Annotated in this window: 24 protein-coding genes and 2 tRNA genes; 9 read left to right on the top strand and 17 right to left on the bottom strand. The window is 68.8% G+C overall.

Annotated features, from left to right (window positions below; genetic code table 11):
- Positions 1–37 precede the first annotated feature (37 nt).
- The 12 genes from nuoK to ASG40_RS01065 form a co-directional block, all read right to left on the bottom strand.
- On the bottom strand, positions 38–343 hold the full coding sequence (gene nuoK, locus ASG40_RS01115; protein ID WP_055879157.1) for an NADH-quinone oxidoreductase subunit NuoK: 306 nt from the start codon (positions 341–343) through the stop codon (positions 38–40).
- Positions 344–401: 58 nt separating this feature from the next.
- Positions 402–1,022 (bottom strand): NADH-quinone oxidoreductase subunit J, encoded by a 621-nt coding sequence (locus ASG40_RS01110; RefSeq protein WP_055879153.1) that lies wholly within the window; start codon positions 1,020–1,022, stop codon positions 402–404.
- A gap of 207 nt (positions 1,023–1,229) precedes the next feature.
- Positions 1,230–1,718: an NADH-quinone oxidoreductase subunit NuoI gene (gene nuoI, locus ASG40_RS01105; protein ID WP_055879150.1), complete on the bottom strand. Its 489-nt coding sequence runs from the start codon at positions 1,716–1,718 to the stop codon at positions 1,230–1,232.
- A 76-nt stretch (positions 1,719–1,794) separates the two neighbouring features.
- Positions 1,795–2,823, bottom strand: coding sequence for an NADH-quinone oxidoreductase subunit NuoH (nuoH, locus tag ASG40_RS01100; protein WP_055879148.1), 1,029 nt, complete (start codon positions 2,821–2,823; stop codon positions 1,795–1,797).
- Positions 2,824–2,835: 12 nt separating this feature from the next.
- Positions 2,836–4,917, bottom strand: a complete 2,082-nt coding sequence (nuoG, locus tag ASG40_RS01095; RefSeq protein WP_055879145.1) for an NADH-quinone oxidoreductase subunit NuoG — start codon at positions 4,915–4,917, stop codon at positions 2,836–2,838.
- A gap of 44 nt (positions 4,918–4,961) precedes the next feature.
- Positions 4,962–6,263, bottom strand: a complete 1,302-nt coding sequence (gene nuoF / locus ASG40_RS01090; RefSeq protein ID WP_055879141.1) for an NADH-quinone oxidoreductase subunit NuoF — start codon at positions 6,261–6,263, stop codon at positions 4,962–4,964.
- Positions 6,264–6,272: 9 nt separating this feature from the next.
- A complete protein-coding gene (nuoE, locus tag ASG40_RS01085; protein WP_055879137.1) occupies positions 6,273–7,562 on the bottom strand; it encodes an NADH-quinone oxidoreductase subunit NuoE in 1,290 nt (429 codons plus the stop codon).
- A 19-nt stretch (positions 7,563–7,581) separates the two neighbouring features.
- Complete coding sequence (locus ASG40_RS01080; protein ID WP_055879134.1) at positions 7,582–8,772, bottom strand: NADH-quinone oxidoreductase subunit D; 1,191 nt, start codon at positions 8,770–8,772, stop codon at positions 7,582–7,584.
- A 67-nt stretch (positions 8,773–8,839) separates the two neighbouring features.
- Complete coding sequence (locus tag ASG40_RS20120; protein ID WP_082523883.1) at positions 8,840–9,184, bottom strand: four helix bundle protein; 345 nt, start codon at positions 9,182–9,184, stop codon at positions 8,840–8,842.
- A gap of 95 nt (positions 9,185–9,279) precedes the next feature.
- Positions 9,280–9,927, bottom strand: coding sequence for an NADH-quinone oxidoreductase subunit C (locus ASG40_RS01075; RefSeq protein WP_055879131.1), 648 nt, complete (start codon positions 9,925–9,927; stop codon positions 9,280–9,282).
- Positions 9,928–9,947: 20 nt separating this feature from the next.
- Entirely contained in the window at positions 9,948–10,535 is a 588-nt protein-coding gene (locus tag ASG40_RS01070; protein WP_055879127.1) for a NuoB/complex I 20 kDa subunit family protein, read from the bottom strand.
- Between the two features lie 51 nt (positions 10,536–10,586).
- Positions 10,587–10,952, bottom strand: coding sequence for an NADH-quinone oxidoreductase subunit A (locus ASG40_RS01065; RefSeq protein ID WP_055879124.1), 366 nt, complete (start codon positions 10,950–10,952; stop codon positions 10,587–10,589).
- A 393-nt stretch (positions 10,953–11,345) separates the two neighbouring features.
- Here ASG40_RS01065 and ASG40_RS01060 point away from each other — a divergent pair.
- Together ASG40_RS01060 and ASG40_RS01055 are read left to right on the top strand one after the other, a co-directional pair.
- Positions 11,346–11,422, top strand: a tRNA-Asp gene (locus tag ASG40_RS01060).
- A 135-nt stretch (positions 11,423–11,557) separates the two neighbouring features.
- Entirely contained in the window at positions 11,558–12,058 is a 501-nt protein-coding gene (locus tag ASG40_RS01055; protein ID WP_055881044.1) for a CAP domain-containing protein, read from the top strand.
- A 23-nt stretch (positions 12,059–12,081) separates the two neighbouring features.
- Here the strand turns inward: ASG40_RS01055 and ASG40_RS01050 are convergent, their stop codons facing one another.
- The gene (locus ASG40_RS01050) at positions 12,082–13,197 is read right to left on the bottom strand and encodes an NAD(P)/FAD-dependent oxidoreductase (RefSeq protein WP_055879121.1); all 1,116 of its coding nucleotides are present in this window, start codon (positions 13,195–13,197) and stop codon (positions 12,082–12,084) included.
- An 89-nt stretch (positions 13,198–13,286) separates the two neighbouring features.
- Positions 13,287–13,362, bottom strand: a tRNA-Val gene (locus ASG40_RS01045).
- 106 nt (positions 13,363–13,468) lie between these two features.
- Here ASG40_RS01045 and ASG40_RS01040 point away from each other — a divergent pair.
- Complete coding sequence (locus ASG40_RS01040) at positions 13,469–13,672, top strand: hypothetical protein (protein WP_055879117.1); 204 nt, start codon at positions 13,469–13,471, stop codon at positions 13,670–13,672.
- Positions 13,672–13,854 (top strand): DUF3606 domain-containing protein, encoded by a 183-nt coding sequence (locus tag ASG40_RS01035; RefSeq protein WP_055879114.1) that lies wholly within the window; start codon positions 13,672–13,674, stop codon positions 13,852–13,854. The genes ASG40_RS01040 and ASG40_RS01035 overlap by 1 nt, the downstream gene beginning before the upstream one ends.
- A gap of 55 nt (positions 13,855–13,909) precedes the next feature.
- Here ASG40_RS01035 and ASG40_RS01030 read toward each other — a convergent pair whose 3' ends face one another.
- Complete coding sequence (locus ASG40_RS01030; RefSeq protein WP_443136571.1) at positions 13,910–14,182, bottom strand: hypothetical protein; 273 nt, start codon at positions 14,180–14,182, stop codon at positions 13,910–13,912.
- Between the two features lie 192 nt (positions 14,183–14,374).
- On the opposite strand from ASG40_RS01030, the gene ASG40_RS21570 reads away from it, so the two are divergent.
- From ASG40_RS21570 to ASG40_RS01005, 5 genes are all read left to right on the top strand, one after another.
- Positions 14,375–14,713, top strand: coding sequence for a hypothetical protein (locus ASG40_RS21570; RefSeq protein WP_200938130.1), 339 nt, complete (start codon positions 14,375–14,377; stop codon positions 14,711–14,713).
- 82 nt (positions 14,714–14,795) lie between these two features.
- Positions 14,796–15,149, top strand: a complete 354-nt coding sequence (locus tag ASG40_RS01020; RefSeq protein WP_200944176.1) for a hypothetical protein — start codon at positions 14,796–14,798, stop codon at positions 15,147–15,149.
- A gap of 151 nt (positions 15,150–15,300) precedes the next feature.
- Positions 15,301–15,924 carry an adenylyl-sulfate kinase gene (gene cysC, locus ASG40_RS01015; protein ID WP_055879108.1) on the top strand — a complete coding sequence of 208 codons (624 nt, stop codon included), beginning with the start codon at positions 15,301–15,303 and terminating at the stop codon, positions 15,922–15,924.
- A gap of 160 nt (positions 15,925–16,084) precedes the next feature.
- Positions 16,085–17,176, top strand: coding sequence for a hypothetical protein (locus ASG40_RS01010; RefSeq protein ID WP_156387495.1), 1,092 nt, complete (start codon positions 16,085–16,087; stop codon positions 17,174–17,176).
- A gap of 80 nt (positions 17,177–17,256) precedes the next feature.
- Positions 17,257–17,826, top strand: coding sequence for a hypothetical protein (locus ASG40_RS01005; RefSeq protein ID WP_055879102.1), 570 nt, complete (start codon positions 17,257–17,259; stop codon positions 17,824–17,826).
- 109 nt (positions 17,827–17,935) lie between these two features.
- Here the strand turns inward: ASG40_RS01005 and ASG40_RS01000 are convergent, their stop codons facing one another.
- Together ASG40_RS01000 and ASG40_RS00995 are read right to left on the bottom strand one after the other, a co-directional pair.
- Positions 17,936–19,219: an MSMEG_0569 family flavin-dependent oxidoreductase gene (locus ASG40_RS01000; protein ID WP_055879099.1), complete on the bottom strand. Its 1,284-nt coding sequence runs from the start codon at positions 19,217–19,219 to the stop codon at positions 17,936–17,938.
- Between the two features lie 37 nt (positions 19,220–19,256).
- Positions 19,257–19,538, bottom strand: coding sequence for an MSMEG_0570 family nitrogen starvation response protein (locus tag ASG40_RS00995; protein ID WP_055879096.1), 282 nt, complete (start codon positions 19,536–19,538; stop codon positions 19,257–19,259).
- Between the last annotated feature and the right edge of the window lie 2 nt (positions 19,539–19,540).

Below are 19,540 nucleotides of genomic sequence, written 5' to 3'. Positions count from 1 at the left end.
CCCTACCACGTCGTGTTCGGTTGGGGATCAGGGCGGATCAACCCTTCATCATGCTCACGTCTTCCACCGCGATCGAGCCGCGGTTGCGGAAGAACACCACCAGGATCGCGAGCCCGATCGCGGCCTCCGCCGCCGCCACCGTCAGCACGAACAGGGCGAAGACCTGGCCGACGATGTCATTGAGGTGGGTCGAGAAGGCGACGAGGTTGATGTTGACGGCGAGCAGGATCAGCTCGACCGACATCAGGATGACGATGACGTTCTTGCGGTTGATGAAGATGCCGAGCACGCCGAGCGTGAACAGGATCGCGGCGACCGTGAGGTAGTGGCTCAGACCGATCATCGGCGTCCCTCGACCCTTTTGCGTTCTCGTGGCTTCCTCGCAGGAGGAGCGGCGAACCTCAAACCTCGACGCCCTGGCGCGAGGGCACCTTCACCGTCTCCACCGCCATTCCCTGCGTGCGCGCGTTCTGCACGGCGATGTTCTGGCGCTTGACGCCGGGGCGGTCACGCAGGGTGAGCACGATGGCCCCGATCATCGCCACCAGCAGCACCAGCCCCGCGAGCTGGAAGAAGAAGACGTAGTCGGTATAGAGCACCCGCCCGAGGGCCTGCGTGTTCGTCACCGCCTCCGCTCTGGCGACGTTGCTCAGGGGCGCCTGGACCAGGCCCGGGTCGATCGTCCAGGACCCGACCACGAGCACCAGCTCGATGAGGAAGATCACGCCCACGAGCGCGCCCACCGGCAGGTAGTGCTGGAAGCCCTGGCGGAGCTCGGCGAAATCGACGTCGAGCATCATCACGACGAAGAGGAACAGCACCGCGACGGCGCCGACGTAGACCACGACCAGGATCATCGCCAGGAACTCGGCGCCCATCAGGACGAACAAGCCGGCGGCGTTCACGAAGGCCAGGATCAGGAACAGCACCGAGGCCACGGGATTGCGGGAGGCGATCACCATGAAGCCCGACGCGATCGCGAGGCTGGCGAAGAGGTAGAAGAAGGCTGCGGCTGCGCTCATGCGATTGTCGAGATCAGTCGCCCCGAGGACGACCCCTTCTTCCGAAACTCAAGCGTGGCCCGTGCAAGCCGGCCGTCTATAGAACCCGCTGCGGGGAGGCACAACCGGTTCCCGCTTCGCGAGGGCGAATAGCGAATAGAGGCTTGGCAGGATGGCCCTCGCGGAGGGGGGCAACTCCCCACCGTGCCACTCGCCATCCGCCCGGCGTCAGCGGTAGGGCGCGTCCACCGCGAGGTTGCGCGCGATCTCGCGCTCCCAACGGTCGCCGTTCAGGAGGAGCTTGTCCTTGTCGTAGAGGAGCTCCTCGCGCGTCTCCACGGAAAACTCCAGGTTCGGGCCCTCGACGATGGCGTCCACCGGGCAGGCCTCCTGGCACATGCCGCAATAGATGCATTTGACCATGTCGATATCGTAGCGGGTGGTGCGACGGGTGCCGTCGTTCCGGCGCGGTCCCGCTTCGATGGTGATGGCCTGGGCCGGACAGATCGCCTCGCACAGCTTGCAGGCGATGCAGCGCTCCTCGCCGTTGGGGTAGCGCCGCAGGGCATGCTCGCCGCGAAAGCGCGGCCCCCTGTGGCCCATCTCGAAGGGATAGTTGATCGTGGCCTTGGGCTTGAAGAAGTATTTCATGGCGAGGACGAACCCCGACGCGAACTCCTTCAGGAGCAGACCCTTGGCGACCTGATCGAGCTGCATGGCGCGATCTCCGTTGAAGCGCTCTCGGGGAGACAGGCCGGCCGTCTTCCGCCGGAAAGCGCGAAGGAACAGGGAGTTAGAGCGGAACGGCGACCGGCGCGAGGCCGGTGAGCTTGAGGACGAAGGCGACGACCACGACGGAGACGAGCGAGATCGGCAGGAACACCTTCCAGCCCAGCCGCATGAGCTGATCGTAGCGGTAGCGCGGCACCATGGCCTTCACCATGGCGATCATGAAGAACAGGAAGCTGGCCTTGAGCGCGAACCAGATCAGCCCCGGCACCCAGGTGAAGGGCGCGAACGGGATCGGCGACAGCCAGCCGCCGAGGAAGAGCACGGTGCCGAGCGCGCACATGGTCATGATCGCCACGTATTCGCCGAGCATGAACAGCAGGTAGGGCGTCGAGGAGTATTCGACCATGTATCCGGCCACCAACTCCGATTCGGCTTCCGGCAGGTCGAAGGGAGGGCGGTTGGTCTCGGCGAGCGCCGAGATGAAGAACACGATGAACATCGGGAACAGCCACAGCCAGTACCAGCCGAAGATGCCCAGCGAGGTGTCCTGCGCCATCACGATCCGCGAGAGGTTGAGGGAGCCCGCGCACAGCAGCACGCAGATGATGACGAAGCCGAGCGAGACCTCGTAGGAGATCATCTGCGCGGTGGAGCGGAGCGCCCCGAGGAAGGCGTATTTCGAGTTCGAGGCCCAGCCGCCCATGATGACGCCGTAGACCATCAGCGACGAGATCGCGAAGATGTAGGTGATGCCGACGTTCAGGTCGGCGATGGCCCAGCCCTCGGCGAGGGGAATCACCGCCCAGGCCGCCAGCGCCAGGGTCGCGAACACCAGGGGGGCCAGCAGGAACAGCGCCTTGTTGGCGCCCGCCGGGATCACCGGCTCCTTGAGGACGAACTTGAGCAGGTCGGCGAAGGACTGGAACAGCCCCCACGGCCCGACCACGTTGGGCCCCCGCCGCAGCTGCACCGCCGCCCAGATCTTGCGGTCGGCGAGCAGCGCATAGGCGATGAAGACGAGCAGTGCCGAGAGCAGGACGAAGCTCTTGAGCACCATCAGCAACACGCTGCCGAGGATTTCCCAGGTCATCGGGTCGGGCCCTTATTCCGCGGCTTCGAGGGCGCGCCCGCGGGCGAGCTTGGAGCATTCTGCGAGCACGCGCGAGGCGCGGGCGATGGCGTTGGTGAGGTAGAAGTCGTCGATCGGCGACACGAACGGCGTGCGCTCCGGCTCGCCGCCGAGGCCCGCGAGCCGGTCGACGGTGGCGACCGCGTCGCACGGCGCGACCGCATCGACACCCGCCAGATGCGGATGATCCGCGTAGAGAGCCCGGCGCAGGGCGTTCAGCGAATCGAAGGCGAGCCGTTTGCCGAGCACGTCCGAGAGCGCACGCAGGATCGCCCAATCCTCGCGCGCGTCGCCCGGCGGGAAGCCGGCGCGGTTGGTCGTCTGCACCCGGCCCTCGAGGTTGACGAAGGTGGCGCTCTTCTCGGTGTAGGCGGCGCCCGGCAGGATCACGTCGGCGCGGGTGGCGCCGCGATCGCCGTGGGTGCCCTGGTAGACGACGAAGGCGCCCGGCTCGACCGCGACCTCGTCGGCGCCGAGGTTGAACAGCACGTCGAGGGCGTTCGCCTGCACCATGCGCGCGACGGTCAGACCACCCTCGCCCGGCACGAAGCCGAGATCGAGGGCGCCGACGCGGGCGGCGGCCGTCTGGAGCACGCCGAAACCGTTCCATTCGGCACTCACCGCGCCGATACCCTTGGCCAGCGCCGCGGCGGCGGCGAGGATCGCAGCGCCGTCCGGCCGGGCCAGCGCGCCCATGCCGACGATGACGAGCGGACGGCTGGCCCCCTTCAGGATCTCGAAGAAGCTGTGCTTGCCGCCCGCGATCTCGGCCAGGGTCTCGGGGCCGGCACCGAGATAGGTATGGGGATAGGTGAGATCGGCGGCCTCGCCGATGACGCCCACCGCCAGCGGCCCCATGCGCCAGCGCTTGCGGATGCGCACGTTGAGGAGGGATGCCTCGAGCCGCGGGTTGGTGCCGACGAGCAGGATCGCGTCGGCCTCCTCGATGCCCGGAATGGTCGTCCCGAGGGTGTAGGACGCCCGGCCCCAGGCCGGATCGACCGCCTCGCCGGCCTGCCGGCAATCGAGGTTGGCGACGCCGAGCGAGGTCATCAGGCCCTTCAGCGCATAGATCTCCTCGACGCCGGCGAGGTCGCCGACGATGGCGCCGACGCGCGTCGGGGCGACGCCCTTCATCCGGCCTGCGATCGCCGCGAAGGCCTCCGCCCAGGTGGCGGGGCGCAGGCGCCCGTTCTCGCGCAGGTACGGCCGGTCGAGGCGCTGGGTCCGCAGGCCGTCGACGGCATGGCGGGTCTTGTCGGAGATCCACTCCTCGTTGATGTCCTCGTTGACCCGCGGCTCGATCTGCATGACCTCGCGGCCCCGCGCATCGACCCGGATCGCGCAGCCGACCGCGTCCATCACGTCGACGGATTCGGTTTTGGACAATTCCCAGGGGCGGACCTGATAGCTCTGCGGCTTGTGGACCAGCGCCCCGACGGGACAGAGGTCGGCGACGTTGCCCTGCAATTCCGAGCCCATGGCCGATTCGAGATAGCTCGTGATCTCCATGTCCTCGCCGCGCCCGATCGCGCCGAGGTCCGGCACCCCCGCGACCTCCGCCAGGAAGCGGACGCAGCGGGTGCAATGGATGCAGCGGTTCATGGCCGTGCGGACGAGAGGCCCGATGTACTTTTCCTCGACGGCGCGCTTGTTCTCGCCGTAGCGGGTCGAATCGACCCCATAGGCCATCGCCTGGTCCTGCAGGTCGCAATGGCCGCCCTGGTCGCAGACCGGGCAGTCGAGGGGGTGGTTGATGAGGAGGAACTCCATCACCCCCTCGCGGGCCTTCTTCGTGGCGCCCGAGCGCGTCAGCACCTCCGGCGGCTCGCCGTTGGGGCCGGGCCGGCAGTCCTTCACCGCATAGGCGCACGACGCCACCGGCTTGGGCGCCCCTTTCAGCTCGACGAGGCACATGCGGCAGTTGCCGGCGATCGACAGCCGCTCGTGGAAGCAGAAGCGCGGGATTTCCGCGCCCGCGATCTCGCAGGCCTGCAGAAGGGTGTAGTCGGCCGGAACATCGACTTCGGTGCCGTCGACGATGAGCTTGGTCATGCGTGCGTCTCGGTCTCGAAACTACGGGTGGTGCGGGCTGCGGATCACTCCGCCGCCATCGGCACCGGATCGGAATGCGGGTTGGCGCTGTAGCGGTCGATACGGCGCTCGATCTCCGGCCGGAAGTGCCGGATCAGTCCCTGGATCGGCCAGGCCGCCGCGTCGCCGAGCGCGCAGATCGTGTGACCCTCGATCTGCTTGGTGACATCGAGGAGCATGTCGATCTCGCGGCGTTGGGCACGCCCTTCCGTCATGCGCTTCATGACCCGCCACATCCAGCCGGTGCCCTCGCGGCAGGGCGTGCACTGGCCGCATGACTCGTGCTTGTAGAAGTACGAGATGCGGGTGATCGCCGCGACGATGTCGGTGGACCTGTCGAGGACGATGACGGCGGCGGTGCCGAGGCCCGAGCCGAGGTTGCGCAAGGTGTCGAAGTCCATCTTGGCGTCGATGATCTGCTCGGCCGGCACCAGCGGCACCGAGGAGCCGCCGGGGATCGAGCAGAGCAGGTTGTCCCAGCCGCCGCGCATGCCGCCGCAATGCTTGTCGACGAGCTCTCGGAAGGTAATGCCGAGCTCTTCCTCGACGTTGCAGGGCGTGTTGACGTGGCCCGAGACGCAGAACAGCTTGGTGCCGGTGTTGTTCTTGCCCCCCAAGCCCGCGAACCACGCGCCGCCGCGGCGCAGGATGGTGCCGGCCACGGCGATCGACTCGACGTTGTTCACGGTGGTGGGGCAGCCGTAGAGGCCCATGTTGGCGGGGAAGGGCGGCTTGAGGCGCGGCATCCCCTTCTTGCCCTCGAGGGACTCCAGCAGCGCCGTCTCCTCACCGCAGATGTAGGCGCCGGCGCCGTGGTGGACGTAGATGTCGAACGGATAGCCGTGGACGTTGTCCTGGCCGACGAGTTTGGCCGCATAGGCCTCGTCGACGGCCTTTTGCAGGGCGTGCTTCTCGGCGACGTATTCGCCGCGGATGTAGATGTAGCAGGCGTGCGCCGCCATCGCGAACGAGGCCAGCAGGCAGCCCTCGATCAGAAGATGCGGATCGTGCCGCATGATCTCCCGGTCCTTGCAAGTGCCGGGCTCGGATTCGTCGGCGTTGACCACGAGGTAATGCGGACGGCCATCCGACTTCTTGGGCATGAACGACCACTTGAGGCCGGTGGGGAAGCCGGCGCCACCGCGCCCGCGCAGGCCGGACGCCTTCATCTCGTCGATCACCCAGTCCCGGCCCATCTCGAGCAGGAACTTGGTCCCGTCCCAGGCGCCGCGCTTTTTGGCCTCGTCCAGGCCCGGCGAATGCAGGCCGTAGAGATTGGTGAAGATGCGATCCTGATCGGAGAGCATGTCAGCGCCTCACTTGTCGGATGCTGCGAGGGCCGCAGCCTGCGCCACCCAGTCCTCGCGGTCGATGCGGCCCAGGAACGCGAGATAGGTGCCGACCCAGGCGACCTCGTCGCGGGTCCAGGCGGCGATCTGGTCGAAATGGTGGATCCCGAGCGCGTGAAGACGCGCCGCGTTGCCCGGTCCGATCCCCTTGATCCGGGTCAGCTCATCGGCCCGGCCGCCCCGTGCGGCGTCGAGGCCCGGCGGCCGTCTGCCCACGGCGTTGGCCCTCTGTTCCGGGCTGGCGTCCTTGGGCAGGCCCGCGAGGGTTTTCGCGACGCGGGCTTCCTCGGCTTCCGCCGCGACCTCGCCGTCGCTGGCACCCGAGGCCACGGGCTGGGGCGGCGGCTCGCCGCGCGGCAGCGACGATTGCGTTCCCGCCTCGCCGCCCGACGCCTCGCCCGATGCGACGACGCCGGACGACTCCGTGTGGGTGCTCGCCGGGACCGGGGTCTGTCCGGCGGCGGCACGTTGGGCCGGCGCATCGATGGCATTGGTGCCGACCGCGCGCCCGGCATCGGGCCGCGCGGGCTTGGGATCGACCGCCGCGCGCCGCTCGGAGGAGGCCGCCTCGTCCTTGCCCTTGGCATCGGTCTCGTCGGCGGCCTGGTCCTCGAACCGCTTGCGCCAGGCGCCGACCCGCGACCCGTCGAACAGGCTCGCATCGGTGAGCGTGGCCGCCCCGGCCGCCGGCTCGGAGGAGACCCGCCCGACCTGCGAGCCGACCTTGACCGGACGCCCCGCCGCGAGGTCGTCCATCAGCACGCCGAGGGATTGGGGCGTGAGATCCTCGTAGTAATCCTGGTTGATCTGGGCCATCGGCGCGTTGCAGCAGGCACCCAGGCATTCGACCTCGAGCCAGGAGAAGTTGCCGTCGGCGCTGACGTGGCCGGGGGGGCCGAGGCGACCCTGGAGGTAATCCTTCAGTTCGCGCGCGCCGCAGGAATCGCACGGCACCGTGCCGCAGAGCTGGATCCAGAACCGGCCGACCGGCTCCAGCGCGAACATCGTGTAGAAGGTCGCCACTTCGAGCACGCGGATGTGCGGCATGCCGAGCTCGTCGGCCACCGCCTCGATGGCCTTCTGCGGCAGCCAGCCGCCGTTCTGCTCCTGCGCCTTCCACAGAAGCGGGATCACCGCCGAGGCCTGCCGGCCTTCGGGGTACTTCTCGATTTGGCCCTTGGCCCATTCGGCGTTCTCGGGCGAGAACGCGAACGAGGCGGGCTGCTCGGCAGCGGGAGCGAGTCGACGGTTGGCCATCAGTCCTGAACCTTGATCCTCACCGGTCCACTTCGCCGAACACGATGTCCAGCGTGCCGAGCACGCAGGACACGTCGGCCAGCATGTGCCCGCGGCACATCCAATCCATCGCCTGGAGGTGGGCGAAGCCCGGAGCGCGGATCTTGCAGCGGTACGGCTTGTTGGTGCCGTCCGACACCAGATAGACGCCGAACTCGCCCTTTGGGGCCTCGACCGCGGCGTAGACCTCGCCGGGGGGTACGTGGAACCCTTCGGTGTAGAGCTTGAAGTGGTGGATCAGCGCTTCCATCGAGCGCTTCATCTCGCGGCGCGGCGGCGGCGCGACCTTGCCGTCGGTGGCCGCGATCGGACCCTGACCGGCGGGCTCGCGCAGCTTGGCGCAGCACTGCCGCATGATCTTGGCGGATTCCCGCATCTCCTCCATGCGGATGACCTGGCGATCGTAGGTGTCGCCGTTCTTTCCCACGGGGATGTCGAATTCCATCTCCTCGTAGCACTCGTAGGGCTGCGACTTGCGCAGGTCCCACGGGATGCCCGAGCCGCGCACCATCACGCCCGAGAACCCCCAGGCCATGGCCTCGTCCACCGTGACGATGCCGATGTCGACGTTGCGCTGCTTGAAGATGCGGTTGCCCATGACGAGGTTGTCGAGGTCGTCGACCACCTGCAGGAACGGGTCGATGAACGCCTCGATGTCGTCGATCAACGCGGGCGGCAGGTCCTGGTGGACGCCGCCGGGCCGGAAGTAGTTGGCGTGGAGGCGGGCACCGGACGCGCGCTCGTAGAAGATCATCAGCTTCTCGCGCTCCTCGAAACCCCAGAGCGGAGGCGTGAGGGCGCCGACGTCCATCGCCTGCGTGGTGACGTTGAGGAGGTGCGAGAGGATGCGGCCGATCTCGCAGAACAGCACCCGGATGAGCTGGGCGCGGCGAGGAACTTCGAGCCCGAGCAACTTCTCGATGCCGAGGCAGAAGGCATGCTCCTGGTTCATCGGCGAGACGTAGTCGAGCCGGTCGAAATACGGCGTCGCCTGCAGGTAGGTCTTGTACTCGATCAGCTTCTCGGTGCCGCGATGGAGCAGGCCGATGTGCGGATCGACCCGCTCGACGATCTCGCCGTCGAGTTCGAGCACGAGGCGCAGCACACCGTGCGCCGCCGGATGCTGCGGCCCGAAGTTGATCGCGAAGTTGCGGATGTTGTGCTCGGTCATCGGGCGTCTCCGGAGCGAGCTGAGAAGGGCGAGTAGCGAGTAGCGAATAGCGAATAGCTGCGATGCATCATTGGTCGCTACCCTCTCGACCGGGCCTGATGGTTTGCAGAGAGCGAATCAAGGCACGGAGCATCTTGCCGAGTTCATCGGATCGTTCCAGAAGACGGTCCACCTTGTCCCAGGCTAAGATACCTACGCGACCCGACAGGATCACGTGAGTTTCGAGTTCCTTCAGCGATCCTTGGGACATACGCAGAAATTGCACGAACGAACCAGACGTTTCGCGACCATGCCCTTCCGCGATGTTTGCAGCCACGGAGGCCGCGGCTCGCCTGATCTGCGAGGTAAGGCCGAACATCTCTTCGCGCGGAAACGTCCGCGTCTGCTCGTAGCATGCCTCAGCCAATACCATCGCGTCCTGCCAAACCTTCAAGTCCCGATAAGAGTTGATCGCCGAACGACCCAAGGCGCCCTCTATTCGCTACTCACTATTCGCCATTCGCCCCCTTACGCTTTCGCCTTCTCGTCGCCAGGCAGCACGTACTCCGTGCCCTCCCACGGCGACAGGAAGTCGAAGTTCCGGAATTCCTGGGTCAGCTTGACCGGCTCGTAGACCACCCGGGCCTCGTCCTGGTCGTAGCGGACCTCCACGAAGCCGGTCAGGGGGAAGTCCTTGCGCAGCGGGTGGCCCTCGAAACCGTAGTCGGTCAGCAGCCTGCGCAGGTCGGGGTGGCCCGAGAACAGGATGCCGTAGAGGTCGTAGGTCTCGCGCTCGAACCAGTTGGCGGCGGGAAACACGTCGATCGCGGAAGGCACCGGCGTGGTCTCGTCGGTCTCGACCTTCACGCGGATGCGGCTGTTATGGCGCAGCGAGAGCAGGTGGTAGACCACGTCGAAGCGCTTGGCCCGGCTCGGATAATCGGCGCCGCAGATGTCGATGAAGCAGCGGAAGGCGCAGGCCGGGTCGTCGCGCAGGAAGGTCAGTGCGGCGACGATGGCGTCGGCCGGGACGACCAGCGTCAGTTCGCCGAAGGCGATCGAACGGGAGACCACCGCCGCCCCGAGACCGGCGGCGACATGGTCGGACAGCGCCTGCAGCGCCGCCTCGCCGGTGGGCGCCTGGGTATGGCGCAGGATCGTGATGCCGTTGCTCATGCGATGACGTCCCCCCGCCTCTAGCGTTCGATGGTGCCGATGCGGCGGATTTTCTTTTGCAGGAGCAGGACGCCGTACAGCAGCGCTTCGGCCGTCGGCGGACAGCCCGGAACGTAGATGTCCACCGGCACGACGCGGTCGCAGCCGCGGACCACCGAGTAGGAATAGTGGTAGTAGCCGCCGCCGTTGGCGCAGCTTCCCATCGAGATGACGTAGCGCGGCTCCGGCATCTGGTCGTAGACCTTGCGGAGCGCGGGGGCCATCTTGTTCGTGAGCGTGCCGGCGACGATCATCACGTCGGACTGGCGCGGGCTTCCGCGCGGCGCGAAGCCGAAGCGCTCGCAGTCGTAGCGCGGCATCGACATCTGCATCATCTCGACGGCGCAGCAGGCGAGCCCGAAGGTCATCCACATCAGCGAGCCGGTGCGGGCCCAGTTGATGAGGTCGTCGGTGGAGGTGATCAGGAAGCCGCGGTCGGCGAGCTCGCTGCTGATCGACAGGAAGGTCGGGTCGTTGGCGCCCACGGGCTGGCCCGTGTTGGGATCGATGATCCCCTTGGGGGCCGGGGCGACCTGCGGGGCGCGGGAGATGTCGGGGCTGAAGGCCATCGGTTTCTCGGGATCAGGCTTCGGTCGGGGCGGGAGCAAAGGGCGCGGGCGCTAGTCCCACTCCAGGGCGCCCTTGCGCCACTCGTAGACGAACCCGACGGTGAGCACGCCGAGGAAGGCCATCATCGACCACATCCCGAACCAGCCGAGCTCTCCGAAGGTGATGGCCCAGGGGAACAGGAAGGCGACCTCGAGATCGAAGATGATGAACAGGATCGCCACCAGGTAGAAGCGCACGTCGAACTTCATGCGCGCGTCGTCGAAGGCGTTGAAGCCGCACTCGTAGGCCGAGAGCTTCTCCGGGTCGGGGCTGTTGTAGGCCACCAGGAACGGCGCCACGAGGAGGGCGGCGGCGATGAACAGAGACACGCCGATGAAGACGATGAGGGGCAGGTAATCCGCCAGCAGACCGGTCATGGGACGCCTCTCGCGCTCTTTTGGGGTCGTCGCGACGCCTGGCATATGACCCTTGCCAAGGCACCGACGGCGATGTGGAACTGGTCCAGTGTCAGACTGCGAGACCCGGCTTAGACGAGCACCCTGGGTGAAACAAGGGCACCCTGCGCCGCACAAATCGAGTGCTGTCATGCAGATGGGAGGCGCGGCGCGACTGGCAACACGACGGATCGGCGCAGATGGCCCGAGCCTTGCCGCACGAGCCCTGCCGCGAATGCACGAGCCTTGCCGCGAATGATTGTCCGGACCGGCGTCGTCCCTCAATCGTCGCCCCGGCGATTCCCGTGCTTGACAGCCCCCACCCCCGTCCCTAAACCCCGCCCACCGACGCCCCGAGGGGCGCCGCAACGCCACGCGGGCGTAGCTCAGTTGGTTAGAGTGCCGGCCTGTCACGCCGGAGGTCGCGGGTTCGAGCCCCGTCGCCCGCGCCACGTTTCTCGACGCATTTCATCCTCCTCGCGATCGATCGCAGGTTTCTCCGTCTCCACGGAGCCCGTACTAGTGCCCTCATCGTGCCGTATGCGCGCAATGGGTGGGACCGTCCGAACAGGTGGGCCATCCTCACGATGACGTCCGTTTCGAAGATCGCCCGTCGCATCCTCGCCCTCGGTTTCGTGCTGGGGCTGGCAGGGTGCGGGACACCCGCGATCTTCGGCGAGCCGGCCCTTCCCACAAGCGTCGTGATCCTCGACGAGGAGGCCGCCGCGGCCGCGATCTCGCAATACCGGGCGCGGCACGGCCTGGGGCCGGTCACCGTCGATTCGGGTCTGGTGCGGGCCGCCTCGCTCCAGGCGCGGGTCAACGCCGAGGCCGGGCGCCTCAGCCACGACCTCGGCGGCGGCTTCCATGCGCGGATGGCGGCGGCCGGAGCCGGCAGGGCCTATGCGGCCGAGAACCTCGGCGCCGGGGCCACGACCTTCGACGAGGCCTTCGCCCGCTGGAAGGCCTCCTCCGAGCACAACAAGAACATGCTGATCCCGCAGCTCAAGCGGGTCGGCATCGCGAGGGTGGATGCGCCGGGCTCGCGCTACAAGCGGTTCTGGGCGCTGGTCCTGGCGAGCGGCTGATCCATCGCCGTCGGTCTTGCCCGTCAGTCCTTCGCGATGCAGGCGGCCACCCGGTCGGCCAGATCCAGCGACGCGGTCAGTCCCGGGCTCTCGATCCCCAGGAGGTTGACGAGACCGGCGATGCCATGGGTCTCCGGTCCCTGGATCAGGAAATCGCGCGCCGGCTCGCCGCGGAGGCCGAGCTTGGGGCGGATGCCGGCATAGCCGGGCTGGATCGTACCGTCCGGCAACGCGGGCCAATAGCGCCGCACGGCGGCGTAGAACCCGTCCGCGCGGGCGGGATCGACGGCGTAGTCGAGGGGGGAGTCGACCCATTCAACGTCCGGCCCGAACCGCAGCTGGCCGCCCAGGTCGATGGTGATGTGCACCCCGAGGCCCGCCGCCTCCGGCACCGGATAGACGAGGTGCCGGAACGGCGAGCGCCCGGCATAGGTGAAGTAGCTGCCCTTGGCATAGGACAGCTGCGGCCGGTGCATGGCTGGAAAACCGTCGAGCCCCTCCAACAACCGGTCGGCATGCAGGCCGGCACTGGTGACGACGGTTTTGGCCAGAAGCCGCGTCTCGACGCCGGCGGCATCCCTGGCGCGCAGCATCACCCCGTCCGCACCGATCTCGCCGCCGACGACCGTGGTGCCGAAAGCGATCATCCCGCCGGCGTCCTCGAAGTCGCCCCGCAGCGCCAGCATGTATCCGTGCGAATCGACGATGCCGGTCTCGCGCGAGAGGAGCGCGGCCCGGCACCGCAACGCCGGTTCGAGGCCGGCGACGGCGGCCGCGCCGAGCCGGTCCAGGCCCTCGACGCCGTTGGCGAGGCCGTTGGCGTAGAGCGCGTCCAGCCGCGCGACCTCGCCCTCGTCGCAGGCCACGACGAGCTTGCCGCAGCGCCGGTGGGCGATGCCGCGCGCCTCGCAATAGGCATAGAGCCGGTGGCGTCCGCTCACGCAGCTTTGCGCCTTCACGCTCGCTTGAGGATAGTAGAGCCCGGCATGAACGACCTCGCTGTTGCGCGACGAGGTCTCGGTGCCGATCGCCAGGGCCGCTTCGAGGAGGACGACCTCACGCCCGGCGAGAGCCAGGGCACGGGCACAGGCGAGGCCGACGACGCCGGCCCCCACCACGACGCACTCGACGGTCTCCATCGGGCGATCGCCTCACTTGCGGCCGTGGTCCGCGAAGGACCTGCGGCCATGATCCGCAAACGTCCTGCGGCCGTGATCCGCGAAGGATATGGTGGGCGGTGACGGGCTCGAACCGCCGACCCTCTCCGTGTAAAGGAGACGCTCTACCAACTGAGCTAACCGCCCGCATCGTCCCGGGCTCGTACCGGATGCGGGTGTGCGGGTGCAAGCCCCGGCGGATCGGTCGCCGGCGGGACCGAGGTCTGCCCGCGGTCATGATGGAGAGCGACCTGTGTCGAGCCCGAGAGATCTCAAGGTTCAGATGGCGGCCGAGACGCGGGCCCGGGAGCGGGCCCAGGCGCTCGCCCGCTCCGAATCGGCCAGGGCCGCGCGTGCCGAAGCCGCGCTGAAGGCGATGGAAGCGGACCGGGACCAGTGGAAGGCGAAAGCCATGGCGGCCGACCCTCAGATGACGACGGCGATGGAGACGGTGTGATGGCGGGCCTCAAGGAGAAGCGCGGTTTCATCGACAAGGACAGGCTCGATCTCTCCGAGCGCAGGGCGGTCGCCCATTGGATGAAGCGCTGGGGCGTGAGCGAGGATCAGATCGTCACCGCCCACCGCAAGGCCGGACACATGGTCAAGGACATCGCGGCCGAACTCGGCAAGAAGCGGTGATCCGACCGGAACCGGTGATCGGAGAGGCTGAACCGCGTCCTCGAACCGGACGGGTTCAGTACGGATAGCCGTAGGGCGGCGAAGGCCGCGGGCCGCGCCGGTCGTAGCGGACGGGACGATCGCCGCGCCCTTCGTACGCACCGAGATAGGGGTCGAGCCGGGGACTGCGGTAGTTGCCGTTGTTGACGCCGGCGGAGCGGTCGTTTCCGCTCTCGGCCGCATAGGGTGACAGCCCGCTCCCGCTGCCACTTCCACCCCGCGCGAACGCGGGCGATGCCAGGGCGCCCACGACGGCCGCCGCCAGGACGATTCGTACTGTCGACGACACGCGCATGGCAGTCTCCTCTGCTCGGGAAGAACGCCTCGATGGGGCGTCCACCCGGCCGCCTGGCGAAACGCCGTTCCGACCATGTCAACGGCGGCTGTCATCGGCGGTTCCGATGCCGGCACTCGCCCGGTGCGGTCCCGATTTGGCATGAGCTGTGCTGACGGTGTCATGCCGATACTGGCGGGCGCCGGCATGACACCGGAGAGTGATCTGATCGGCATCGCCATCTTCGGGGAAGACCTCGACCGGCCGGCACAACTGACGATCTGGCCGTTCTGCGTGGCCGGCGCCGACGGTGGTGGCGCCAAGGGGGTCGAACCCCGCGACATGCCAAGCCTGCGACAGGCCCTGGACGAGGCCTTCGCCGCCCTGAGGGCGGCCACCGGCTCGCCGTGGATCATCACCGACAGCGGGCTCATCCTCACGCCGGCCAGCCTGCTCGCCCTCCTGCCCCATGCCGCCGCCATCGAAGGCGCCGCCATCGAAGGCGCCATCTTCGACGCCGCGACGTTCGAAGCCCCCGGCGCTTAAGCCGCCGCTAACCATTCCGGCGGACGGATCGGATCGCAGTCGCCCCCGTCGGGCACACTGCCGGCCGAGTCGGAGACGCGCGATGTTCCTGTTGATGTTTGCGGCCATCGGCGGCGGCCTCGCGACGGCGTCGATCCTGTCGCCCTTCGGCGCCACCCTCGCCGCGGTCGGCGCCCCGTTCGGCGGCAGCCTGTGCGCCCTCCTGGCGGCCGTCTACCTGACCCGCCACGGTGCCGATGCGGTCGACCGGATCGGCCTCGACGGGCATGACGAGGAGCGCCGGACGGATGCCCTGGTGGCGGCCCTGCGCGATGTCGCCGCCCGCGGCGCGGTCGTCGCCCAAGACATCGTCGCCCAAGACGTCGGCGCCCAAGACATCGTCCCCAAGGAGGCCGGTACGAAGGTGGACGGGACCAGCCGGTCTCGTGTCGCCTGACTCCGTCCCTCGCAGAGCCGCCGTCGCGAACCGCCGGAAACCATCGGATACACGACGTGCCTTGTGGCCGCACGCCGGCGTACCTTAAGGGTGGAGGGGGCAAGTCTTCGATCGTCTTGACCCTCGGTTTCCTGTCCTCGGTTTTTGCGGAATGTCGATCGACGATCTCACCTGGACCGTGCTGCAGCCGCGGGAGAATCGCTGGTCCGGCCTCGGTCAGAGGCCGGTCATCGCGTGGTTCACGGGGTTGTCCGGTGCCGGCAAGTCGACCATCGCCAACGCCGCCGACCGCGCCCTGACCGTGGCCGGGCGCCACACCATGGTGCTCGACGGCGACAACCTCCGCAGCGGCCTCAACCGCGATCTGGGCTTCAGCACGCAGGACCGCAACGAGAACGTCCGCCGCGCGGCCGAGACGGCGGCGCTGATGGCCGAGGCGGGCCTCGTCTGCATCGTATCCCTGATCTCGCCCCTGCGGGCGGAGCGCGAGACCGCCCGGCGCATCGCGGGCGATATCCCCTTCCTCGAGGTCTTCGTGAGCACGCCGCTGCCGGTCTGCGAGGCCCGCGACCCCAAGGGGCTCTACCGGCGGGCCAGGGCGGGGCAGGTCAAGGACTTCACCGGGATCTCGGCACCCTACGAGCCGCCCATCGATCCCGACCTCACGCTGGCGACCCAGGGCTGCACGGCGGCCGAATCGGCCGGCCCGCTCGTCGCGGAGATCCTGGGGCTGAGTGCGTGGACGACGGTGCGGGAGGGCCCCCGCGGCCCCTGAGCGACCGCGCCATCCGCACCGCAAATCCATCGCGGCCAAGCCTCACGACCGATGGCCCCAATTCCATGCGTTCGCCGTATCTCGCTCACCGGAGCGGCCTCGCCACCGAACCCAAGGACGACCCGACCTCCTCATGCGCCGCGGAATCGTTCACATCGGGATGCCCCGCACGGGCTCGACCTCGCTGCAGGTCGTCCTCACCCACCTGAGGCCTTACCTGCCGGCCCGCGGCATCCTCTACCCCGAGATCAAGCCGCGTTCCGTCGCCTGGGTCTCCCCCAACCATCAGGTTCTGGGCGAAACCTTCGAGGGCCGTCGGCCGGCCCACGAGAGGGCCGAGTGCCTGGCGCTTCTCGCGCGGACGTTGGCAGAGACGCGGGCCGACACCGTCATCCTGTCGTACGAGAACTTCGCCCAGTACCATCCGCGTCTCGGCGTGCCCGAGCTGCTTGCCTCCATCCTGTCGGCGCATGGCTTCGCCATGGAGATCGCGGTGGTCGTGAAGGCCCCGTCCGAGCAGCTCAACTCGGTCTACAGCCATCGCGCCCAGCTGATCCACGAGACGCGCGGCTTCCGCGCCTACGCCGAGCGGGCCTGGCCCTCGGGCTGGTTCGATTACGATGCCCTGGTGGAGCCCTGGGTCGCGGCGGCGCAGGGGCGCATCACCGCCATCCCCCTGCGCGACCGCCGCTCGGACGCGTCCCTGCTGGAGCGTGTCCTGACCGGCATCGGTCTCTTCGACCGGATCGGCGACCTGATCGGCCCGGCCGACCACGGCCTCGTGCGCAATCGCTCCCCCGGGCCGATCGCCGTCGAGGCGAGCCGCCGCCTGCGCAGCTTGCGCGTCCACCGCCAGACCCGCGTCCATACCCGCGCGATCGGCCATTTCATCGACGAGCACGCCTGGGCGAGGGGATGGGACCCGGTTCCCTTCCTCGGCGATGCCCCGGATCTGCTCCGTCTCATCGACGCGCATTACGGCCCGACCAACGACCGCTTCGCCCGGCGCGTCTGGGGGGCGCCGTGGGCGGCCGTGGCCAGGGACGCCACGGACCGCGAACCGAACGAGCTCGCCGGGCGGCCGATCCCGCCCGAAACCGAGGAGGCCGTCGCCTGGCTGATGGACCGGACCATGGCGCACCATGGCTTTCGCCGGCCGCCGCGGTGGTGGTGCCAGGCCATGAACCGGCTCGAGGACGGGGCCACCCGCCTGGCGCCGCTGGTCCGCACCCGCGGCTGGCGCGTGACCTGACCGATCGCGCGGGATCGGGCGCGATCCTTGCCCGTTGACGGCGCTGGCACCGCGCCCTGACGCCCCGCAAGGACATGACGATGGACACCACGCCGCTTCCCCACACCACCTTCCATGCGCCGGCCGTCCTGCTGTCGGGCCCCGTCGACCACGACATGTACCGGCAGTTCCGGCGCCAGCTCGACGCTGCCGCCGAACGGACCGTCGTGGTGGTCGAACTCTCCACCCTCGGTGGCGACCCGGAGGTGGCGCGCATGATGGGCGAGGACATCCGCTTCAACAGCGAGATCGCCCCAGAACGCCGGTTCGCCTTCCTCGGCAAGGCCGCGATCTACTCCGCCGGCACCACCTTCATGAGCTTCTTCGCGCGCAACAACCGCTACCTCACCCGCGGCACGCGCCTGATGATCCACGAGCGCAAGCTCTCGAAGGAGCTCAAGATCAACGGGCCGCTCACCACCTGCGTCGCCACCGTGAAGGCGGCCCTGCACGAGATCGAAGCCTCTATCGCCATCCAGAACGAGGGCTTCGCCCACCTTATCAAGGGCTCGCGCGTCACCATGGACGAGGTGCTCGCGCGCGCGCCCTCGAATTGGTACATCGAGGCCGAGGAGGCGCGCGGCCTCGGGCTGATCGAGGCCGTCCTCTGACCGGGCCGGCCGCTGCTCGGCCGTGACCGTCCCGATGCGCGAGGCACGCGCGGGCGGGACGAGAAGCGCCCCAGGATACGGTTGCCGTTCGATCCGAGCGGGAGCCGCGTCAGCTCGCGAGCGACAGCGCCTCCGCGCGGGGCGCCAGGCGCTCGGCGATCCGCTCGGCCAGGTACTCCGTATCCCGGGCGATGCCGGAGAAGCGGCCCGAGCCCCAGGTGTGGAGCCAGGGCAGCCCGACGAAGGACAGGCCCTCCACGGCGGTGACCCCGCGCCTGTGGACCGGCAGGCCGCGGTCGTCGAAGACCGGGGCGTCGACGAAGCCGAAGTCGGCGCGGAACCCCGTCGCCCAGACCACGGCGCCGATGCCGGCGGCCGCGCAATCGAGGGTTCGGGGAGCCGCCGCAGGCTGCCAGACCGGCCGGTAATGCGCCTGGGCCGGTGCGGCGATATCCTTGGCCGCGATGTGCCGGTCGATGGCCCCCTGGATGCCGACGTAGACCGCGTCGGCGCCGTCGAGGTTCTTCCCGAGGTCGTCGGCGAAGCGGAGGGTGCCGCCCGCGATGCCGGTCAGCCGCCCGTGCAGGGCCATGCCGTCGCGCGCGAAGCGGCGCAGGTCGATGTCGCGGCCGCCGTCGCGGCCGGTGAGGTAGTGGTTGGCCTTGCGCCGCACGTCCTGCCCGAGGGGATGGTCCTCCACCGAGAGATCGTACTGGCCCATCTCGGCCAGCCAATCGACGGCGTCGCGGCCACGGTAGCGGCGCGGACAGCGCGGCGCGCTGCCGACCACGAGGTGCACTTGGCGCCCGGCCAGATGCAGGTCCTCGGCGATCTGGCAGCCCGATTGGCCCGAGCCCACCACCAGCACCGCGCCCGCCGGCAGCTGCGCCGGATTGCGGTAGGCCGAGGAGTGGACCTGCGCGATGTCGGCGGGCAGCCCGGCGGAGAAGGCCGGGATCGCGGGCGCGTGGTAGCCGCTGATCGCCATCACCACCGCGTCGGCGCGATAGGTGCCGGCCTCGGTGTCGACGGTGAACCCGCCCTCCGGCCGGGGGCGGACCGCGGTCACGCCGACGCCGGTCATCAGGGGCGCTTCGATCGACCGGGCATAGGCTTCGATGTAGGCGACGATCTCGTCCCTGCCCATGAACCCGTGGGGATCGTCGCCCGCGTAGGGGAACCCCGGTAGCCGGCACTGCCAGTTCGGGGTGACGAGGCAGAAGCTGTCCCAGCGCTGGGTCTTCCAGGCGCTGGCGACGCCGCTCTTCTCGAAGACCAGGTGCTCGATGCCGCGCTCCTTGAGCTGACGGCTCATCGACAGCCCGGCCTGGCCGCCGCCGACCACGATCGCGGGGAGGTGGCGCGCGGCGGAATCCGCTCGGGTCTCGGTCATGCGGTCTCTCCTCGGAGTGTCGGTCGTGGTGGCGCCTTCAGCCCTCGAAGCGCTCGACGAGGACGTCGCCGTCGGGCGCCTGCGACCCGGCACCGGCTTCGATGCGCGCGAGCTGGCTCATGGCGAGGCTGCAGGGAAAGCCGTAGCGGGCCGCGACCCGGTCGCTGGCGATGACGAGGGCGGTGCGGCTGCGCGCCACGAACTCGGCGAGGGGATAGGCCTGCCCGACCGTGAAATGCTCCTTGATGACCAGGGAGGGCGAGTAGCAGGCCTCGCGCCGGCCGTCGGGCCAGCGGATGTGGAAGTGCATCTCGGGCATGG

The organism is Methylobacterium sp. Leaf399 (genome assembly GCF_001424525.1).
GTDB lineage: Bacteria > Pseudomonadota > Alphaproteobacteria > Rhizobiales > Beijerinckiaceae > Methylobacterium.
This window is presented reverse-complemented; position numbering and strand designations above follow the sequence as displayed.

What these genes read in the sequence shown, in the direction of transcription:
- nuoK (WP_055879157.1), bottom strand. Translation starts at nt 343, where the DNA reads ATGATCGGTCTGAGCCACTACCTCACGGTCGCCGCGATCCTGTTCACG.
- ASG40_RS01110 (WP_055879153.1), bottom strand. Translation starts at nt 1,022, where the DNA reads ATGAGCGCAGCCGCAGCCTTCTTCTACCTCTTCGCCAGCCTCGCGATC.
- nuoI (WP_055879150.1), bottom strand. Translation starts at nt 1,718, where the DNA reads ATGCAGCTCGATCAGGTCGCCAAGGGTCTGCTCCTGAAGGAGTTCGCG.
- nuoH (WP_055879148.1), bottom strand. Translation starts at nt 2,823, where the DNA reads ATGACCTGGGAAATCCTCGGCAGCGTGTTGCTGATGGTGCTCAAGAGC.
- nuoG (WP_055879145.1), bottom strand. Translation starts at nt 4,917, where the DNA reads ATGACCAAGCTCATCGTCGACGGCACCGAAGTCGATGTTCCGGCCGAC.
- nuoF (WP_055879141.1), bottom strand. Translation starts at nt 6,263, where the DNA reads ATGCTCTCCGATCAGGATCGCATCTTCACCAATCTCTACGGCCTGCAT.
- nuoE (WP_055879137.1), bottom strand. Translation starts at nt 7,562, where the DNA reads ATGGCCAACCGTCGACTCGCTCCCGCTGCCGAGCAGCCCGCCTCGTTC.
- ASG40_RS01080 (WP_055879134.1), bottom strand. Translation starts at nt 8,772, where the DNA reads ATGACCGAGCACAACATCCGCAACTTCGCGATCAACTTCGGGCCGCAG.
- ASG40_RS20120 (WP_082523883.1), bottom strand. Translation starts at nt 9,184, where the DNA reads ATGGTATTGGCTGAGGCATGCTACGAGCAGACGCGGACGTTTCCGCGC.
- ASG40_RS01075 (WP_055879131.1), bottom strand. Translation starts at nt 9,927, where the DNA reads ATGAGCAACGGCATCACGATCCTGCGCCATACCCAGGCGCCCACCGGC.
- ASG40_RS01070 (WP_055879127.1), bottom strand. Translation starts at nt 10,535, where the DNA reads ATGGCCTTCAGCCCCGACATCTCCCGCGCCCCGCAGGTCGCCCCGGCC.
- ASG40_RS01065 (WP_055879124.1), bottom strand. Translation starts at nt 10,952, where the DNA reads ATGACCGGTCTGCTGGCGGATTACCTGCCCCTCATCGTCTTCATCGGC.
- ASG40_RS01055 (WP_055881044.1), top strand. Translation starts at nt 11,558, where the DNA reads ATGACGTCCGTTTCGAAGATCGCCCGTCGCATCCTCGCCCTCGGTTTC.
- ASG40_RS01050 (WP_055879121.1), bottom strand. Translation starts at nt 13,197, where the DNA reads ATGGAGACCGTCGAGTGCGTCGTGGTGGGGGCCGGCGTCGTCGGCCTC.
- ASG40_RS01035 (WP_055879114.1), top strand. Translation starts at nt 13,672, where the DNA reads ATGGCGGGCCTCAAGGAGAAGCGCGGTTTCATCGACAAGGACAGGCTC.
- ASG40_RS21570 (WP_200938130.1), top strand. Translation starts at nt 14,375, where the DNA reads ATGACACCGGAGAGTGATCTGATCGGCATCGCCATCTTCGGGGAAGAC.
- ASG40_RS01020 (WP_200944176.1), top strand. Translation starts at nt 14,796, where the DNA reads ATGTTCCTGTTGATGTTTGCGGCCATCGGCGGCGGCCTCGCGACGGCG.
- cysC (WP_055879108.1), top strand. Translation starts at nt 15,301, where the DNA reads ATGTCGATCGACGATCTCACCTGGACCGTGCTGCAGCCGCGGGAGAAT.
- ASG40_RS01010 (WP_156387495.1), top strand. Translation starts at nt 16,085, where the DNA reads ATGCCCCGCACGGGCTCGACCTCGCTGCAGGTCGTCCTCACCCACCTG.
- ASG40_RS01005 (WP_055879102.1), top strand. Translation starts at nt 17,257, where the DNA reads ATGGACACCACGCCGCTTCCCCACACCACCTTCCATGCGCCGGCCGTC.
- ASG40_RS01000 (WP_055879099.1), bottom strand. Translation starts at nt 19,219, where the DNA reads ATGACCGAGACCCGAGCGGATTCCGCCGCGCGCCACCTCCCCGCGATC.
- ASG40_RS00995 (WP_055879096.1), bottom strand. Translation starts at nt 19,538, where the DNA reads ATGCCCGAGATGCACTTCCACATCCGCTGGCCCGACGGCCGGCGCGAG.